Raw genomic sequence first — 18,342 nt, forward strand, 5'->3', positions numbered from 1 at the left:
GGAGGGTGCCTAGGTGTCGCACTCCAGTACCGTCCGGCACAGCGAGCACCGGGCGCGGACCCGGCCCCGCACCGGCACCCTGATCCGCTGGTGGCAGGTCGGGCACGGGAACGAGACGCGCAGCCGGCCGCCGCTGTCGGGGCTGAAGGCGTACGGGGAGCCGGGCTGCGGGGACGGCGCGGTCGGGGCGTGCCGGCGGTCGCGGGCGTAGCGGCGGCGGCCCGCCCACCCGGCCGCGCTCAGCGGCGGCTGCTCCTCGTCCTGGCGGGCCCGGGCCAGGCCCTTCTCGTACGCCGTGTAGGCCTGCGGGCTGGTGAACCACACGGAGGGGTCCTCGTGGAAGACGAGGGAGCGCTTGGCCAGGACGTAGCCGAACTCCTCCGGGGTGAGATAGCCGAGCTTCTGGGAGGCCTCCCCGTGCTCCCGGTAGGCGTCCAGGAGCAGCCAGCCGGCGCCCAGGTAGGTGGTCGCCGTGTCCGTGAGGATCTCGTTCTCCCGGGTGCTCGGGAAGGACAGGTCCAGGCGGTGCAGATAGACGTGCATCACCTCGTGGGCGAGGGCCGCGCCGATGTCCCTGCGGTGGGTGCGGAAACGGTCGTTCAGTTCGACGAAGTACTCGGGGCCCGCGGTGAGTTCGACGTTCGCCGCGTGGGTCATGTCCTTGAAGCCGACGATCATGCGGGCGTCGGGCAGGCGGAAGTGCCGGACGATCTCGCGGGCGACGCGCTGGGAGCCGAGGTGGAGGTCGTCGGCGTCGCAGAAGGCGACGTCGGCGGGGGCGACGCTGGTGGCGAAGGTCTGGACGGTGTCGTACGACAGGCGGCGGTACAGGGCGGTGATGGCGGCCCGCACGGTGTCCAGGTGCGGGTAGCCGTGCTCTACGGGGCCGCCGTTTGCCACGTCCTACCCCCAAAGACGCCCGGAACTTGTTTCCACTGTAGGTGGGAGCGGGGGAATTCGGGGGTAGGGAGGTGGTTCGTCAGCCGCGGGCCAGTGGGGGCTTGTCGCGCAGTTCCCCGCGCCCCTGAAGGGGCGCTATGCGGACCGTTCGCTGCTCAGTGTCCTGGAGTTCCAGGATCCAGATCTCGTTCTCGCCCTCCTTGAGGACCGGGCCGGGGATGTACAGGGACTCCTGGGGGCCCGTAGACCAGTAGCGGCCCAGGTTGAAGCCGTTGATCCAGGCGAAGCCCCTCGTCCAGCCGGGGAGTTCCAGGCGCGCGTCGCCCGCGTCGCTCACCGTCACCGTGCCCCGGTAGAGGCCCGGGGCGCCGTCGTCCGGGAGGGCGCCGAAGGGCACCGCGTCCACACCGCTCTCGAAGGCGTCCAGGTCCAGGCCGCGGGCGCGTACCCCGTGCAGGAACTGGCGTTCGTGGAGGAGGCCGCCGGTGATGCCCTTGGGCTCGCCGGAGCGGGGGCCGTAGTTGACGCGGCCCAGGGACTCCACCCAGAGCGTCACGCGCGCGGGGCCCGCGATCGGCTTCTTGAGCTGGGGTTCCTCCTCGGTGAGGATCCCGGCCCGCTCTCCGTCGACGTCGACGACCGCGAGGTCGCGTAGCCCCCGCGCGGTGAGCGGGTACGGCTGGCGCGGGCCCGGGACGTCCACCTCGTAGCGGACCAGGCCCCGGGCGATGTCCAGTTCCTCGAAGGTGGGCGGGACGGCGTGCACGCGTTCCGGGGTGCCGAGGGTCTCCAGGACGGCGGTCAGGGGGGCCCAGCCGGTCGCCGTGACGTCCGTCGCCGCCGCCAGCGCGGCCGGTGCGGGCGGCGGTTCGGGCAGGGGGCCGTCCTGGTACTCGGCGAGCACCTCGCGGAAGCGCCAGAACTTCTCGGTGGGGCGGCCGTACTCGTCGATCGGGGCGTCGTAGTCGTACGACGTCACGTCCGCCTCCAGCGGGCCCTCGTGCAGTTCGCCGCCGGGGCGGTTGGCGCCCGCCCAGCCGGCGAAGTTGGTGCCGCCGTGCGCCATGTAGACGTTGACCGACGCCCCGCACTCCAGGATCTCCCGCAGGGCCGCCGCCGCGTCCTCGGCGTCCCGCACGACGTGCTCGCCGCCCCAGTGGTCGAACCAGCCGCACCAGAACTCCATGCACATCAGCGGGCCCCGCGGCTGGTGGCGGCGCAGGGTCGCGAAGGCCTCGCGCGCGTGCGAGCCGAAGTTCGCCGTGGCGAGCAGGCCGGGGACCGAGCCGCCGGTGAGCATGTGGTCCTCGGGGCCGTCCGAGGTGACCAGCGGCACCGTGACGCCCTCCGCGCGCAGCAGGTCGGTGAGGTGGGCCAGGTAGACGGCGTCGGAGCCGTAGCTGCCGTACTCGTTCTCGACCTGCACCATGATCACCGGGCCGCCCCGGTCCAGCTGCCGGGAGACGATCTCCGGCAGCAGACGGCCGAACCAGCGGTCCACGTAGCGCAGGAAATCCTCGTCACGCGTGCGCGCGCGTGCGCCCAGCTCGCCCGTCACCCAGTGCGGCAGGCCGCCGTTCTCCCACTCCGCGCAGATGTACGGCCCCGGCCGCACGATCGCCCACAGGCCCGCCTCCCGCGCGGCGTCCAGGAAGCGGCCGAGCGCCTCGACGTCCCGGAAGGAACCCGCGTGCGGCTCGTGCAGGTTCCACGGGACGTACGTCTCCACGCAGTTCAGCCCCATGGCGCGCAGCAGCGCCAGCCGGTGGCGCCACTGCTCCTCGTGCACCCGGAAGTAGTGCAGCGCGCCGGACAGCAGCCGCACCGGCCGGCCGTCCAGCAGGAAATCCGTTTCGCCCACCGTGAAGTCGCTCATACGCTCACTTTGGCCTGCTGGCATGTGCCGACACCATGGACAAAGATCGGCAGCACTTGGACGAAAGAGCCGACGAGAAGGAGCACGCAGTGCCGGGAGGGGCGCCGATCTTCCGCACCTGGATGCGGTTCTTCACACCCGGCGCCGTCCATCAGCGGCTCGGCCTGGTCTGCTGGGGCGTCGGCCTCCAGTACGGCGCGGTGCCCGCCGTCGGCCCGCGTCTGCTCGACCATCACGTCGCCGTGGTGATCAGCTCGGGCCGGGGCTGGTACCGCACGCCCGACGGGCGCAGCACCGCCGTCGTCGCGCCCGCCCTGGTGTGGCTCACGCCGGGCGTCCCGCACCACTACGGGCCCGATCCGGACAGCGGCTGGGACGAGGCCTTCGTGACGTTCACCGGGCCCGACACCGCGACCTACACGGAACTCGGCTACATCGAGCCCGAGCGGCCCGTGGTGCCCCTCGCGGACGCCACAGGCCCCCGGGACGTCATCGCCCGGATCGCCCGGGCCGCCCGGCAGGGCAACCCCCTCCTGGAGGTCGAGACCGGCGCCGCCGTGCACGAGCTGCTCGTCGCCCTGCGCCGCGCGCGTGCCGACCTCGCCCCCGACGGCGACCCGGTGCTGCACGCCCTCGCCCGCGACGCCTGCACCGGCATGACCGTCGCCGACCACGCGGCCCGGCACGGCATGACCCCCGCCGAGCTGCGCACCGCCGTCCGCCGGGTCGCCGGGTGCAGCCCCAAGGACTATCTGATCGGCATCCGGCTCGGCCGCGCCCAGGAACTCCTCGCCACCACCGAACTCTCCGTGGCCGCCGTCGCCCGCCGCGTCGGCTACGACGATCCGGCCTACTTCTCCCGCCTGTTCACCCGCCGGGTCGGCACGGCCCCCGTCCGCTTCCGTGCCCAGCAGGGCCGGGCCGTCCCCGACGACTGGAACGACGGCCTCCAGGAGGACGGCACTCCGGGTCCGCCGGTGGCCGAACCCGTGGACGGCCCTTAGGGATCGCATCGCCGCCCCCTTAGGGTTGACGCCCATGACCACCAGCAACACCGGTACCGGTGACGTCGACCCCGCCGTCCGCGAGCAGCTCGGCCGGCTGCGCGACAGCATCGACAACATCGACGCGGCCGTCGTCCACATGCTCGCCGAACGCTTCAAGGCCACCCAGCAGGTCGGCCGCCTCAAGGCGGTCCACCGGCTGCCCCCGGCCGATCCCGCCCGCGAGGCCCGGCAGATCGCCCGGCTGCGCGCCCTGGCGGAGAACGCCAAGCTCGACCCGGCCTTCGCCGAGAAGTTCCTGAACTTCATCATCGCCGAGGTGATCAGGCACCACGAGTCCATCGCCGAGGACACCGTCAACAGCCGGGAGACCGGCGGACACTGATCCGGGGCACCCGCCGTACGCCTCGCAGAGCGTCCGGCACCGCCGGGCGACCCCCGCGCGGTGACCAGGCGCTCGAACAGGTGCTCACGGCGCAGCGGGGCGTCCACCAGCGCGGTCCCGTCCCGACCCGCGTCTACCAGCCGGACATAAGCCGCGTACCACTCCCACCCCTGTGCGTTGTCAGTGTCATCGGGCAGCATGGCCCGCATGTCCGTACTGACTCGCGACGAAGCGCAGAGCCGCGCCGAGCTCCTCGACGTCCACCGCTACACGATCGACCTCGACCTGACCACCGGGGACGAGACCTTCGACTCCCGTACCGTGATCAGGTTCACGGCCCGGTCCGACGGCGACACCTTCGTCGAGATGAAGCCCGTCGAGCTCCGCGCCGTCACCCTGGACGGACAGCCCCTCGACCCGGAGGCGCTGGACCAGGACCGGCTGCCCCTGAAGAACCTCACCGCCGGGGAGCACGAGCTGCGCGTGGACGCCACCATGCGCTACTCCCGCACCGGCGAGGGCATGCACCGCTTCACCGACCCCACGGACGACGCGACGTACGTCTACACCCAGCTCTTCATGGACGACGTGCAGCGGGTCTTCGCCGCCTTCGACCAGCCCGACCTGAAGGCCGTCTTCGAGCTCACCGTCACCGCTCCCGAGGGCTGGAGCGTCCTCGCCAACGGGATCACCGAGCACCTCGGCGAGGGCCGCTGGCGGGCCGCCGCCACCCCGCTGGTCTCCACCTACCTGGTCGCCGTCGCCGCCGGTCCCTGGCACTCCGTGCGCACCGAGCACCGCGGACTGCCCTTCGGCATCCACTGCCGCCGCTCCCTCGCACCCCACCTCGACGCCGACGCCGAGGAGATCCTCGACATCACGCGCGCGTGCTACGACCGCTACCACGAGAAGTTCGAGGAGCCCTACCCCTTCGACTCCTACGACCAGGCGTTCGTCCCCGAGTTCAACGCCGGCGCCATGGAGAACCCGGGCCTGGTCACCTTCCGCGACGAGTTCGTCTACCGCTCCGCCGTCACCGACACCGAGCGGCAGACCCGCGCGATGGTCATCGCCCACGAGATGGCCCACATGTGGTTCGGCGACCTGGTCACCCTGCGCTGGTGGGACGACATCTGGCTGAACGAGTCCTTCGCCGAGTACATGGGCTACCAGACCCTCACCGAGGCCACCCGCTTCACCGACACCTGGGTCGACTTCGGGGTCTCCCGCAAGGCCTGGGGCTACGACGCCGACCAGCGCCCCTCCACCCACCCGGTGGCCCCCGAGGCCGTCGACGACACCGCCGCCGCCCTGCTCAACTTCGACGGCATCTCCTACGCCAAGGGCGCCTCCGCCCTGCGTCAGCTGGTCGCCTGGATGGGCGAGAAGGACTTCCTGGCCGGCATCAACATCCACTTCCAGCGGCACCGCTTCGGCAACGCCAGCCTCGCCGACTTCATCGACTCCCTCGCCGCCGCCACCGAACGCGATGTGCACGCCTGGGCCGACAGCTGGCTGCGCACCACCGGCGTCGACACCCTCACCCCAGTCCTGGCCACCGCCCCTGACGGCACCCGCACCCTCACCGTCGAGCGCACCGGCAGCCGCCCGCACCACATCCGCGTCGGCGTCTACGACCAGGACCTCGCCGACGAGGGCCGGCTCACCCTGCGCGAGCGCATCGACCTCGACATCCCGCAGAGTGCCCCGCAGCCCCTCGGCAAGCGCCCCGCGCTGCTCCTGCCCAACGACGGCGACCTGACCTACGCGAAGGTCCGCTTCGACCCCGAGTCGGCCGAGGCGATCCGGGCCGGCCTCTCCGGCCTGCCGGACCCGCTCACCCGCGCGGTGGTGTGGAACGCCCTGCGGGACGCGGTCCGCGACGGCGAACTCCCGCCCGCCGCCTACCTGGAGACGGCCCGCGCCCACCTCCCGCACGAGACCGACCTCGCCCTGGTCCAGGGGGTGCTGGCCTTCACCGCGGTGCACGTCGTCGACCGGTACCTCCGGCCGGAGGAGCGCCCGGCCGCGCTCGCCACCGTCTCCGCCCTGTGCCGCGACTTCATCCGGCGCACCGAGGACGGCGACAACCCCGGCCTGCGCCTGATCGCCGTACGGCACTTCATCCGCGCCGCCGCCCAGCCCGACACGATCGCCGCCTGGCTGGCCGAGGGCACCGTGCCCGGCGGGCCCGAGCTCGACCCCGAGCTGCGCTGGCGCATCCTGGGCCGGCTGGCCGTGCTCGGCGCGGCCGACGAGGACCGGATCGCCGCCGAGCTGGCCCGCGACCCCAGCGCCAGTGGCCAGGAGGGCGCGGCCCGCTGCCGGGCCGCGCTGCCCGACCCGGAGGCCAAGCGCAAGGCCTGGGAGGCGATGTTCGCCGGCGACGAGCTGTCCAACTACCTGTTCACGGCCACCGCCGAGGGCTTCTGGCACCCCGAACAGGCCGACCTGGTCCGCGACTACGTGCCGCGCTACTACCAGGACGCGGTCGCCGTCGCCGCCCGGCGCGGCCCGCGCATCGCCACGGTCACCGGCCGGCAGGCCTTCCCGGCCCACGCCGTCGACGCGGAGAACCTCGCCCTGGGCCTGGCCTGTCTGCGCGACGCCGAGCCGGTGACGGCCCTGCGCCGCCGTCTGATCGACGAACTCGACGACCTGGAAAGGGCGTTGCGGGTCCGCGAGGCGTAGGAGGACGGTTTCCGGACGACTCGGGCGCGGTGGGTCCCGGCGACCCGCCGCCGCTCCTAGGCTCGGTGCCCAAGAGCACTGAGCTGAGGGAGAGATCCGTGATCGCAGTGACCGGTGCCACCGGCAACGTCGGCCGTGCCCTCGTCGAGCGGCTGGTCGCCGGCGGGCAGCCCGTGCGGGCGCTCACCCGTGACCCGGAGCGGGCCGGGCTGCCCGACAAGGCCGAGGTGGTGAAGTTCCAGGCGGACGACCAGGCCGCCCTCTTCGCGGGGGTGACCAGGCTCTTCCTGTACGTCCAGGGCGCCGGCGGCCGGATGCCCGAACTCCTGGACGCGGCCCGCACGGCCGGGGTGCGGCACGTCGTCCTGCTCTCCTCCGGGATCATCCAGGAGGGCGCCGACGAGACGCACCCCATCCACGTCATGCACGCCACGGCCGAGCGGCAGATCCGCGACAGCGGCCTCGCCTGGACGTTCCTGCGCCCCAACGCGTTCGCCACCAACGCCTTCCAGTGGGCGCCCCAGATCCGCGCCGGGAACACCGTCCGCGGTGTCTTCGCCGGCATGCTCACGGCCCCCATCCACGAGGACGACATCGCCGCCGTGGCCGAACGCGCCCTCCTGGACGACGGCCACGAGGGCGCCGCGCACCGCCTCACCGGGCCCGCCGCCACCACCAACACCGACCAGATCGCCGCGATCGCCCGGGCCGTCGGCCGCGAGCTGACCTTCGTCGAGGTGACCCCTCAGGAGGCGGGGCCGCTGCTGTTCCCGCAGACCCCGCCGGAGCTGGTCCGGGGCCTGCTGAAGGCGTTCGAGGCCACGGTCGGCGTGCTGCCCGAGATCACCACCACGGTCGAGGAGATCACCGGCAGGCCGGCCCGCACCTTCGCGCGGTGGGCCGAGGACCACGCGGCCGACTTCCGCCCCTGACCGTCAGCGGGCCGGCCGCAGTTCCGCCCGGCGCACCCCGCCCTCCCGCGGTCCCGTGCGCCGGTTCCCCACCTCGGCCGCGGTCGGTGCCGCCGTGCCCAGCGTGAAGCCCAGGCGCTCCAGGAAGCACTCCCCGGAGCGCCACCCCGGCGGCACGCTCGCCGTCACCAGCGACACCCCCTCGGCATGCGCGAGCAGCGACTCGGCCAGCGCCCGCCCCAGACCCCGGCCCCGCGCCCAGGGCGCCAGCAGGAACAGGCCCACCGCGACCGCGCCGGGCGCCGGATGGTTCCGTACGGCGTCCACCAGGCCGGAGACGACCCCGTCCCGCTCCAGCACCAGCAGCACCTTGTCCTCCGGGTCGGCGCCCTCGGGCAGCCCGTAGAACAGGCTCTGCACATCGCCCGGTCCCGACGGCAGCCCGGTCGCCGCCACGAACCAGTCCTCGCACGCCTCGAACAGCTCCAGGAGCGGTGCCTCGTCCGAGGGCAGCGGCTCCCGCACCACCACCCGTTCACCGGGCACGTCGATCGTCCACGCGTCCATCACCCGATCGACGTTAATCCCGGTCAGCCCGCGCCTCAACGCCCTGTCGGCACTTCGCCCGAGCGCCCCGGCGGCTCCCCGGAGCACACCGCCCCGACAGGATTTCCCCGCACGGCAGTACCCACTTTCGGGTTCCGATCGTTGGGCTTTATGGGCGCGCGGACCCAATCCCGTACAAGCTGGAACTCACCCTGCGGACAACCCCTTTCGGCCAGCGCCCCGAGGAGAGCCCATGAGCACGCCGCCCCTCGCATCCGGACCCCAGGGACCCGACGCCCTGCGTCCCCTGCTGGACACCGTGCTCGACGCGCTGCGCGAGGGCGCCAGGGCGCGCGGCGGACCGCTGCCCGCCGGCGGACCCGAGGCGGTGGCCGAGCGGGTCGCGGACGCGGTGGGGGACGTCCTCCCGGACGACGGCGAACCCGATGCCCTGCGCGCCCTGGTGGCCGCGCTCGCCGAGGGCGCCGCCGACCCGGCCGACCCGCTGTGCGCCGCGCATCTGCACTGCCCGCCGCTCGCCGTCGCCACCGCCGCCGACCTCGCCGCGAGCGCCCTCAACCCCTCGCTGGACTCCTGGGACCAGGCCCCGGCCGCCTCGGCCCTGGAGGCCATGGTCACCCGTACCCTCGCCCACACCATCGGCCTCTCCGACGCCGTGGTCACCTCCGGCGGCACCGAGTCGAACCAGCTCGCCCTGCTGCTCGCCCGCGAGGCCCTCGGCGGCGGCCCCCGGCTGGTCTGCGGCGCCAACGCCCACCACTCGCTGCCGCGCGCCGCCTGGCTGCTCGGCCTGCCCGACCCCGTCGTGGTCCCGGCACCGAACGGCACCCTCGACCCGGCCGCCCTGCACGACGCCCTCACCCGCCTGCCCCGGCCGCTGGTGGTCGCCGCCACCGCCGGCACCACCGACGCCGGGCTCATCGACCCGCTCCCGGAGATCGCCGGCCTGTGCGCGGCCCACGGCGCCCGGCTGCACGTCGACGCCGCCTACGGGGGCGGCCTCGCCTTCAGCGACCGGCACCGGGAGAAACTCGCGGGCCTGGAGCGCGCCCACACCGTCACCCTCGACCTGCACAAGCTCGGCTGGCAGCCGGTCGCCGCCGGTCTGCTCGCCGTCGCCCGCCCGGCCGAGCTCGGCGTCCTCCACCACCACGCCGACTACCTCAACGCGGACGACGACACCGAGGCCGGCTACCCCGACCTGCTCGGCCGCTCCCTGCGCACCACCCGCCGCCCCGACGTCCTCAAGATCGCGGTCACCCTCAAGACCCTGGGCCGCAGCGGACTGGGCTCCCTCGTCGACCAGGTGTGCGCGCGGGCCCGGGAGTTCGCGTCGCTCGTCCGCGAGCACCCCGGCTTCGAGCTCTACGACCGCCCGGACATCAGCACGGTGCTGTTCCGCCCCACCGGAGCCACCGACGACGAGGTGGCCGACGTACGCCGCAGGCTGCTGCACGACGGGCGGGCGGTGCTCGGCCGGGCCCGGCTCGACGGGCGGCTCTGGCTCAAGGCCACCCTGCTCAACCCCCACACCCGGCCGGACGAACTGGCCGTCCTCCTCAAACTCGTCGAAGGAACCACCCCCAGATGACCCACCCCCCACACCACGAGCCGGAAGCACCCCGCGACCTGGTCGGCATCGGCATCGGACCGTTCAACCTCTCCCTCGCCGCCCTCGCCCACCCGCTCGCCGAACTCGACGCCGTCTTCTACGAGCAGCGCCCCGGCTTCGACTGGCACCCCGGACTGCTGATCGACGGCGCCACCATCCAGGTCCCGTTCCTCGCCGACCTGGTGACCCTCGCCGACCCCGCCAGCCCCTGGTCGTTCCTCAACTACCTCAAGGCCCGCGAGCGGCTCTTCCCCTTCTACTTCGCCGAGCGCTTCCACATCCAGCGCGCCGAGTACGACGCCTACTGCCGCTGGGTCGCCGAGAACCTGCCCGGACTGGGCTTCTCCCACCAGGTCGACGCCGTCCGCTGGAACTCCGAACGGGACCTGTTCGAGGTCGACTTCACCCAGCTCGACGCCGAGGGGGAGGCCGAGGCCCTCGGCCGTACCTACACGAGGAACGTCGTGCTCGGCGTCGGGACCGTCCCCTACGTGCCCGATCCGCTCAGACCCCTGGTGGAGTCCCCGGGCGTCCCGGTCGTCCACGCGGCCGACTACCTCGACCACCGCGAGGCCTTCCTGGCCGCCGAGCACGTCACCGTCGTCGGCTCCGGGCAGTCCGGCGCCGAGGTCTTCCTCGACCTGCTCCGCCACCGACCCGCGGGCCGCGAGAAGCTGCACTGGATCGGCCGCAGCGAGGCGTTCGCGCCCATGGAGTACTCCAAGCTCGGCCTGGAGCACTTCACCCCCGACTACACCCGCTACTTCCACGCCCTCGGCGAGCCCGTCCGGGACCGGCTCGTCGGCTCCCAGTGGCAGCTGCACAAGGGCATCGACGCCGACACCATGGCCGCCATCCACGACGAGCTGTACCGCCGCACCCTGCACGGCGGCTGGCCCGACGCCGTTCTCACCCCGGGCGTCCAGGTCCGTACGGCCGGACGCATCGCCACCACCAAGGTCGAACTCCACCTGGAACACGTCCAGCAGGGCACCCGCTCCCGGCTCGCCACCGACGCCGTCGTGCTGGCCACCGGCTACCGCGAGCGCCCGCTCGGCCGGCTGCTCGCCGGACTCGACCCCTATCTGCGCCGCGACAGCAGCGAACGCCCGCGCGTGGACGAGGGGTTCCGGCTGGTCCTCGACCCGTCGGTGACCGGCTCCGCGTACGTCCAGAACGCCGAACTCCACACCCATGGCGTCGGCGCTCCCGACCTGGGGCTGGCCGCCTGGCGCAGCGCCACCATCCTCAACTCCCTGACCGGCAAGGACCCCTACCCGCTGCCCGCCCGTACGGCCTTCACCAGCTTCGGGCTGGAGCGGCCGGAGGAGCGGGTCCCGGCGCAGCAGCAGCCGAGGCAGCTCACCCCCCTGGTCGACTGAGCGAAGCGCGCCGGCCCCGCGGACCGGCGCCCTCCGCACGCCTCAGAGCAGGCGAACGCCTCAGAACACGCGAGCGTCCTAGAACACCGGAGTGCCGTTCCGCGTCAGCCGCCAGTCCACCGACGCGAAGTCCTTCGGGTCGAGGACGCCCTTGGCGGTCACCCACTCCGCGATCCGGGTGCGGATCTCCGTCGACTCGGACCACAGCTCCTTGGCCGAGGCGACGTACGGGAACGCGCCGCCGCCGTTGGCCCGGTAGTTGTTCACCGCCAGCACGAACTGCCGGGTGTCGTCCAGGGCGGCGCCGTCGTAGGTGAGGTTCTTGATGCGCGACCCGGCCGCCTGGGCGATGTCGATCTCGTAGCGGAGGCCCGAGACGTAGTCGTAGTTGTAGTCCGGACGGCTGTTGGCGTTGGTCAGCTTCTCGACGTCGACGACGGCGTCGGCGGCCGTCTGGACGAAGTACTCCGCCGAGTACTCCAGGTACGACCGGACCTGGGCGCCCGTCATCAGCTTGGCGACCAGGGTGTTGTCGTACACGTACAGGCTCGACAGGTCCCGGATGGTCACGTCGCCGGCCGGGATCTCCGAGGTGCGGGAGAACGGCGAGGCCTGCGCGATCACCGGCAGCGCGGCGTACTCGGTGCCCGCCAGGGCCGCCTTGACCACGTCCTCCTGGACCCTGGTGATCAGGTCGATGATCGGGGCGTCCTGGTAGCGGGCGTCGACCGTGGTGAGGGTCTCGGTGGCGCTGCCGACGACCTGGTTGACGTACGCGACGACCTCGGCGTGCTCGTCGGAGAGCAGCTTGGTGATCCTCGGGTCGTCGGCCACGCTGTTGGAGTTCAGCAGCGAGGCGGAGACCGACTCGACCTCCCACCTGCCCTTGCCGAACACCAGCTCGATGTCGAAGAGCGTGAGGCGCTCGGCGTAGCACAGCGGCTCGGAGAGGACGACCGTCTTGCCGGTCGCCTCGTTGGTGACCTTCAGCTCCGGGATCTCCACATGGGCGTGGCCGACCAGGATCGCGTCGATGCCCGGCACCTGCCTGGCGACGTTCGCGGCGGCGTTCTCGACGTACGGCACCTGGTCGCCGTAGGAGGAGGTGCCGGAGGAGCCGGAGTGCGCCGAGACCACGACCACGTCGGCGCCCATCGCCTTCAGCTTGGGCACCCACTTCGCGGCCTGCTCCTCAAGACCGGGGAACGCCAGCTTGCCCTGGACATAGGCCTTGTCCCAGATCGCGATGCCCGGGTTGGTCAGACCGAGGACGGCGACCTTGACCGGCGGGGCGCCCGGGACGTGGAACTTCTTCATGAAGTAGGGCGGGAAGGCGGGCTTGAGGGTCGTCGCGTCGACCGCGTTGGCGCCCAGCAGCGGGAAGTGCAGCTGGTCCTCGAACTTGCGGAGGGTCTCGATGCCGTAGTTGAACTCGTGGTTGCCGAGCGCCGCCGCGTCGTACCCGATCGCGTTCATGGCCTGCGCCATCGGGTGCACCGGGCCGCCCTTGGCGGTGATCGGGTCGACCTTGGCGTAGTAGTACGTCAGCGGGGTGCCCTGGATGGTGTCACCGGCGTCCAGGAGCAGGGTGTTGCAGCGGCCCTTCGCCTCGCGCACCTGGTTCACCAGGGTCGAGATGCGGGCCAGGCCCATCGCGTTGCCGGCCTTGTCGGAGTACTCCGCGTCCTTGAAGTAGTCCCAGTTGAAGACGTGCCCGTGCAGGTCGGTGGTGCCCATGACGGTCAGCGCGTACCGCTTGGGCTGCTTCGCGGGCTTCGCCGAAGCCTGGGCGGCCTGCGCCGGAGCGGCCGCCGCGCCGGCGACCGCCACTCCCGCTCCGGTCGCCGCGGACTTCTTCAGGAACTTCCGGCGGTTCAACGGCATGTCTTGATCTCCTCGGGATTCGGTCAACGACGCGCGTAGATTCTGGCCTGGGCATGGCTGACGGCAACAGGTCCGGGAGGTTGCGATCTGGTGACCCGGAGTGTTAACTCCGGTGCGCACAAGCGGGGATGGCGTGACAGAGTGGGGCGTATGACCTCAGAGGCGCGCCCCTCGGCCGGCACCCCCGACGCCCCGCTCCTCGTCGTGCGCGGCGAGGCCGAGCTGGAGGTCGAGCCGGAACTGGCCCGGATCGGCGTCCTGGTCAGCGCCCGGGGCCGCGACCGCCGTTCGACCCTGGACGACCTCACCCGCCGCAACACCACCGCCCTCGACCTCATCAAGTCGTACGGCGACGTGGTGGAACGGCTGTCGACGGGTGCCTTCTCCATCGCCCCCGAGTTCACCGAGCGAGGCCGGGGCGAGCGGGTGCGCAGTTATCACGGCCGGGTGCAGCTCACCGCCGAGTTCGCCGACTTCACCGTGCTCGGCGAACTGGTCACCCGGCTCGCCGACCTGGAGCTGACCCGGGTCGACGGCCCCTGGTGGTCGCTGCGCCCCGACTCACCCGTGCACGGCGAGGCCCGGCGGCGGGCGGTCGCCGAAGCGGTGCAGCGGGCCCGGGAGTACGCGAGCGCCCTCGGCACCTCCCTCGCCGCCCTGATCGAGCTGGCCGACACCGGTGTCGAGGGCCCGCGACCGCACCGGGCGGCCTTCGCCGCCGGAGTCCGCAGCAGGGCGGCCGCCGAAATGCGGGAGCCCGCCGAACCGCTGGATCTCGAACCTCCGCAACTGCGCGTGACCGCTCAGGTCAGTGCGCACTTCACGATGGCACCGCCGGAGCTGTGATCCCGTTACCGGGAATGCCGTGGGAATGCCGTATTCAACACATGCGAGATGCTCATCGGAGCGGCCTGTCGCACAATTCAACACTTGTCAATAGGCCTTCACACAAAGGTTGTTGGGTCGTCATGTACGACCAATTCTCTACCCGCCGGTAAGGCCTAGGCTCGAAGCATGCGCCGAGCAAAGATCGTTTGTACTCTGGGGCCCGCCACCGACTCGTACGACCAGATCAAGGGCCTGGTCGAGGCCGGAATGGACGTCGCCCGACTCAACCTCAGCCACGGCGGTTACGCCGAGCACGAGGAGCGCTACCAGCGGGTGCGCAAGGCCTCCGACGAGACCGGTCGCAGCGTCGGGATCCTCGCCGACCTTCAAGGTCCGAAGATCCGGCTCGGCCGCTTCACCGAGGGACCCGTACTCCTCGAACGCGGCGACACCTTCACCATCACGGTGGAGGAGGGCGCCGAGGGCGACCGCCGGCAGTGCGGAACGACGTACTCCGGCCTCGCCGGTGACGTCACCCCCGGTGAGCGCGTCCTCGTCGACGACGGCAAGGTCTGCCTCGAAGTCACCCACGTGGACGGCCCCCGGGTGCACACCACCGTGGTCGAGGGCGGCATGATCTCCGACCACAAGGGCCTCAACCTCCCGGGCGTCGCCGTCTCCGTCCCGGCCCTGTCCGAGAAGGACGAGGCGGACCTGCGGTGGGCGCTGCGCACCGGCGTCGACGTGATCGCCCTGTCCTTCGTGCGCAGCGGCAAGGACATCGAGGACGTCCACCGGATCATGGACGAGGAGGGCCGCCGCCTCCCGGTGATCGCCAAGGTCGAGAAGCCGCAGGCCGTCGAGAACATCGACTCCATCGTGGCCGCCTTCGACGGCATCATGGTCGCGCGCGGCGACCTGGGCGTGGAGATGCCGCTGGAGCAGGTGCCGATCGTCCAGAAGCGCGCCGTCAAGCTGGCCAAGCGCAACGCCAAGCCGGTCATCGTCGCCACCCAGATGCTCGACTCGATGATCGAGAACTCCCGCCCCACCCGCGCCGAGGCCTCCGACGTCGCCAACGCGGTGATCGACGGCACGGACGCGGTGATGCTCTCCGGCGAGACCAGCGTCGGCAAGTACCCGATCGAGACCGTCCGGACGATGGCGAAGATCGTCGAGGCCGCCGAGGAGGACATCCTCGCCAAGGGCCTGCCGGAGCTGACCGAGAGCAACAAGCCCCGCACCCAGGGCGGCGCGGTCGCCCGGGCCGCCGCCGAGATCGGCGACTTCCTGGCCGCGAAGTTCCTGGTCGCGTTCACCCAGTCCGGAGACACCGTCCGCCGGCTCTCCCGCTACCGCTCGCCGATCCCGCTGCTGGCCTTCACCCCGGAGCCGGCCACCCGCTCCCAGCTGAACCTCACCTGGGGCGTCGAGACCCTCCTCGGCCCGCACGTCGACTCGACGGACAAGATGGTCGACCAGGTCGACGAACTGCTGCTGAAGTACGGCCGCTGCCAGAAGGGCGACATCGTGGTCATCACGGCGGGCTCCCCGCCCGGTGTCTCCGGCTCGACCAACATGGTCCGCGTGCACCACATCGGCGAGGACGACAGCCCCAAATGACGAACGAGGGCCCCTCCGTCCGGCGGAGGGGCCCTTATTCACGTCTTTTTATTGTCTTCTTATCGCGACCTTGGAATCCAAGGAAAAGTGCCCCGGGTCGGACTCGAACCGACACTGTACGGGTTTTGAATCCGTTGCCTGCTGCCAATTGGGCTACCGGGGCTCGAAGAATCCAAGGTGATCCCCGACCCTCCGCGCGTCCACCATACCGTAGCTAGGTAGGCTCTTGTCAGCAGTACCCATGCCCTGAACGAGGAGCCCCTGTGACCGCCGCCGAGTCGCCCCAGCCAGTCGACGCACCCGACGACGACAAGTCGCACGTGCCTCCGATGACGACCCGGGTCGTCATCGCCGAGGACGAGGCCCTGATCCGGCTCGACCTCAAGGAGATGCTGGAGGAGGAGGGCTACACGGTCGTCGGTGAGGCCGGTGACGGCGAGCAGGCCGTGGAACTCGCCCGCGAGCACCGCCCCGACCTGGTCATCCTCGACGTCAAGATGCCCAAGCTGGACGGCATCTCCGCGGCCGAGAAGATCGCCGAGGAGTCCATCGCCCCGGTCCTGATGCTGACCGCCTTCTCCCAGCGCGACCTGGTCGAGCGGGCCCGCGACGCCGGCGCGATGGCCTACCTGGTCAAGCCGTTCAGCAAGAGCGACGTCGTCCCGGCGATCGAGATGGCCGTCTCCCGGTTCAGCGAGCTGAAGCAGCTGGAGGCCGAGGTCGCCGACCTCTCCCAGCGCCTGGAGACCCGCAAGCTCGTCGACCGCGCCAAGTCCATCCTCCAGACCGAGTACGGCCTGACCGAGCCGGCCGCCTTCCGCTGGATCCAGAAGACGTCCATGGACCGCCGCATGTCGATGCAGCAGGTCGCCGAGGCGGTCATCGCGGACAGCGACGAGAAGAAGTCCAGCAAGGGCTGACCGCCCGTCGTACGAACGCCAAGGCCCGCGCCCCGGAGAAGGGGACGCGGGCCTTCGTGGTGCCGCCGAGGGTCAGCGCCCCGTCAGGGGCGCGGGGAACTGCGCGACCAGCCACAACCGGCCCGCAGTGATCCCACGACCTAGTCCTCGCCCAAATAGGCCTTACGAACCGACTCGTCGTGCAGCAGATCCTGACCCGTGCCCGACAGGACGATGTTGCCGACCTCCATCACATGCCCCTGGTCGGCCAGCGACAGCGCGGCCTGCGCGTTCTGCTCGACCAGCAGGATCGTCGTCCCCTGGGACTTCAGCTCCGCGATCGTCGCCATGATCTTCTGCATCATGATCGGCGACAGGCCCATGGACGGCTCGTCCAGCATCAGCAGCTTCGGCTGGGACATCAGCGCCCGCCCCATCGCCAGCATCTGCTGCTCGCCGCCCGAGAGGGTACCCGCGGCCTGCTTGCGCCGCTCACCGAGGATCGGGAAGAGGTCGTAGGACCGCTTGATGTCCTTCTCGACGCCCGGCTTGTCGTTGCGCAGGAACGCCCCGAGGCGCAGGTTGTCCTCGATGGTCATGCGCGGGAAGATGTGCCGCCCCTCGGGGGAGTGGGCGAGGCCCAGCGAGACCACCTGGTGGGCCGGGACCTTCTTCAGCGACTTGCCGTTGAACCGGATCTGCCCGCCGACCGGCTTGAGCAGCCCGGACAGCGTGCGCAGGGTCGTCGTCTTGCCGGCGCCGTTGGTGCCGATCAGGGTGACGACCTCGCCGGCCTCGACCTTGAACGAGATGCCCTTGACGGCCTCGATCTTGCCGTAGGCGACCCGCAGGTCCTCCACTTCGAGCAGTGCGGTCATCGGTCGTTCTCCTTGCCGGGCGCGGCGTCGGTCGGGGTGTCGGCCTCGGCTGCGGCTTCCGCCGCCTCGACCTCGGCGGCCTCCTCGTCACCGGGCGCGTTCTCGAACGGCTCGCCGAGGTACGCGGCGATGACCCGCTCGTCGCCCTGCACGGTCGCGCTGTCGCCCTCGATGAGCTTCTCGCCCTGCACCAGGACGGCGACGCGGTCGCAGAGGTTGAAGATGAACCGCATGTCGTGCTCGATGACGAGCACGGCGATGCCCTTGTCCCGGATCGCGAAGACCAGTTCCTCGGTGGCCCTGGTCTCCTGCGGGTTCATGCCGGCCGTCGGCTCGTCGAGCAGCAGCAGGCCCGGCTCGCTGGCCAGCGCCCGCGCGATCTCCAGCTTGCGCTGCTCGCCGTAGGGCAGGTTCCGGGCGAGGTGCTCGGCCTTCTTCTCCAGGCCCACGAACTCCAGGAGTTCCATGGCCCGGGCGCGGGAGGCCGACTCGGCGCGGTGGAAGCCGGGGCCCCGCAGCAGGGCGGACCAGAGGCCCTCCTTGGTGCGGGTGTGGCGGCCGACCAGCACGTTCTCCAGGACCGTCATGTTGGCGAACAGCCGGATGTTCTGGAAGGTCCGGGCGATGCCGGCCGCCGTCACCTTGAAGGACTTCGGCGGCAGGACCTCGCCCTTGTACCGGACCTCGCCCTCGGTGGGGATGTAGAGGCCGGTGAGGCAGTTGAAGAAGGTGGTCTTGCCGGCGCCGTTGGGGCCGATCAGACCGACGATCTCGCCGCTCTTGACGGTGAAGTCGACATTGCGGACGGCGGTGAGGCCGCCGAAGCGCATGGTCACACCGCGCGCGTCGAGTACGACTTCGCCGGCCGCGGCGTCCTTGACGGTTGTTTCCGTGGTCATCGT

Annotated in this window: 15 protein-coding genes and 1 tRNA gene; 9 read left to right on the forward strand and 7 right to left on the reverse strand. The window is 71.5% G+C overall.

The window, feature by feature from the left end:
* Window positions 1–9: 9 nt before the first annotated feature.
* Both ACIPSJ_RS07080 and ACIPSJ_RS07085 read right to left on the reverse strand, forming a co-directional pair.
* Window positions 10–900: a hypothetical protein gene (locus ACIPSJ_RS07080; protein WP_401344166.1), complete on the reverse strand. Its 891-nt coding sequence runs from the start codon at window positions 898–900 to the stop codon at window positions 10–12.
* A gap of 79 nt (window positions 901–979) precedes the next feature.
* Window positions 980–2,776, reverse strand: a complete 1,797-nt coding sequence (locus tag ACIPSJ_RS07085) for a beta-galactosidase family protein (protein WP_401344168.1) — start codon at window positions 2,774–2,776, stop codon at window positions 980–982.
* Between the two features lie 107 nt (window positions 2,777–2,883).
* Here ACIPSJ_RS07085 and ACIPSJ_RS07090 point away from each other — a divergent pair, with 107 nt between their 5' ends.
* The 4 genes from ACIPSJ_RS07090 to ACIPSJ_RS07105 all read left to right on the forward strand — a co-directional run bounded on the left by ACIPSJ_RS07090 (window position 2,884) and on the right by ACIPSJ_RS07105 (window position 7,788).
* A complete protein-coding gene (locus ACIPSJ_RS07090; RefSeq protein WP_401344601.1) occupies window positions 2,884–3,780 on the forward strand; it encodes a helix-turn-helix domain-containing protein in 897 nt (298 codons plus the stop codon).
* A gap of 34 nt (window positions 3,781–3,814) precedes the next feature.
* On the forward strand, window positions 3,815–4,165 hold the full coding sequence (locus tag ACIPSJ_RS07095) for a chorismate mutase (RefSeq protein WP_390971152.1): 351 nt from the start codon (window positions 3,815–3,817) through the stop codon (window positions 4,163–4,165).
* Window positions 4,166–4,372: 207 nt separating this feature from the next.
* Window positions 4,373–6,856, forward strand: coding sequence for an aminopeptidase N (gene pepN, locus ACIPSJ_RS07100; protein ID WP_401344170.1), 2,484 nt, complete (start codon window positions 4,373–4,375; stop codon window positions 6,854–6,856).
* A gap of 98 nt (window positions 6,857–6,954) precedes the next feature.
* Entirely contained in the window at window positions 6,955–7,788 is an 834-nt protein-coding gene (locus ACIPSJ_RS07105) for an NAD(P)H-binding protein (RefSeq protein WP_401344172.1), read from the forward strand.
* Between the two features lie 3 nt (window positions 7,789–7,791).
* Here the strand turns inward: ACIPSJ_RS07105 and ACIPSJ_RS07110 are convergent, their stop codons facing one another.
* A complete protein-coding gene (locus ACIPSJ_RS07110; protein ID WP_359209992.1) occupies window positions 7,792–8,334 on the reverse strand; it encodes a GNAT family N-acetyltransferase in 543 nt (180 codons plus the stop codon).
* Window positions 8,335–8,566: 232 nt separating this feature from the next.
* On the opposite strand from ACIPSJ_RS07110, the gene ACIPSJ_RS07115 reads away from it, so the two are divergent.
* Together ACIPSJ_RS07115 and ACIPSJ_RS07120 are read left to right on the forward strand one after the other, a co-directional pair.
* Window positions 8,567–9,925 carry an aminotransferase class V-fold PLP-dependent enzyme gene (locus tag ACIPSJ_RS07115; protein ID WP_359209827.1) on the forward strand — a complete coding sequence of 453 codons (1,359 nt, stop codon included), beginning with the start codon at window positions 8,567–8,569 and terminating at the stop codon, window positions 9,923–9,925.
* Entirely contained in the window at window positions 9,922–11,328 is a 1,407-nt protein-coding gene (locus ACIPSJ_RS07120; protein WP_359209830.1) for a SidA/IucD/PvdA family monooxygenase, read from the forward strand. Before ACIPSJ_RS07115 ends, ACIPSJ_RS07120 begins: the two co-directional genes overlap by 4 nt.
* A 78-nt stretch (window positions 11,329–11,406) precedes the next feature.
* Here ACIPSJ_RS07120 and ACIPSJ_RS07125 read toward each other — a convergent pair whose 3' ends face one another.
* Window positions 11,407–13,212 (reverse strand): bifunctional metallophosphatase/5'-nucleotidase, encoded by a 1,806-nt coding sequence (locus ACIPSJ_RS07125; protein WP_401344175.1) that lies wholly within the window; start codon window positions 13,210–13,212, stop codon window positions 11,407–11,409.
* Window positions 13,213–13,362: 150 nt separating this feature from the next.
* Here ACIPSJ_RS07125 and ACIPSJ_RS07130 point away from each other — a divergent pair, with 150 nt between their 5' ends.
* Window positions 13,363–14,058 (forward strand): SIMPL domain-containing protein, encoded by a 696-nt coding sequence (locus tag ACIPSJ_RS07130; RefSeq protein ID WP_401344177.1) that lies wholly within the window; start codon window positions 13,363–13,365, stop codon window positions 14,056–14,058.
* Between the two features lie 168 nt (window positions 14,059–14,226).
* Window positions 14,227–15,663, forward strand: a complete 1,437-nt coding sequence (gene pyk / locus ACIPSJ_RS07135) for a pyruvate kinase (protein ID WP_401344179.1) — start codon at window positions 14,227–14,229, stop codon at window positions 15,661–15,663.
* A gap of 88 nt (window positions 15,664–15,751) precedes the next feature.
* On the opposite strand, the gene ACIPSJ_RS07140 is transcribed toward pyk, so the two are convergent.
* A tRNA-Leu gene (locus ACIPSJ_RS07140) sits at window positions 15,752–15,826 on the reverse strand.
* Window positions 15,827–15,926: 100 nt separating this feature from the next.
* Between ACIPSJ_RS07140 and ACIPSJ_RS07145 the strand changes: the two genes are divergently transcribed.
* The gene (locus ACIPSJ_RS07145) at window positions 15,927–16,583 is read left to right on the forward strand and encodes a response regulator (protein WP_359209843.1); all 657 of its coding nucleotides are present in this window, start codon (window positions 15,927–15,929) and stop codon (window positions 16,581–16,583) included.
* 140 nt (window positions 16,584–16,723) lie between these two features.
* Here ACIPSJ_RS07145 and ACIPSJ_RS07150 read toward each other — a convergent pair whose 3' ends face one another.
* Window positions 16,724–17,440 carry an ABC transporter ATP-binding protein gene (locus tag ACIPSJ_RS07150; RefSeq protein ID WP_401344180.1) on the reverse strand — a complete coding sequence of 239 codons (717 nt, stop codon included), beginning with the start codon at window positions 17,438–17,440 and terminating at the stop codon, window positions 16,724–16,726.
* Complete coding sequence (locus ACIPSJ_RS07155; RefSeq protein WP_359209850.1) at window positions 17,437–18,339, reverse strand: ABC transporter ATP-binding protein; 903 nt, start codon at window positions 18,337–18,339, stop codon at window positions 17,437–17,439. Before ACIPSJ_RS07155 ends, ACIPSJ_RS07150 begins: the two co-directional genes overlap by 4 nt.
* Window positions 18,340–18,342: the final 3 nt, after the last annotated feature.

The organism is Streptomyces sp. NPDC090088, from assembly GCF_044747345.1.
Classification (GTDB): Bacteria; Actinomycetota; Actinomycetes; order Streptomycetales; family Streptomycetaceae; genus Streptomyces.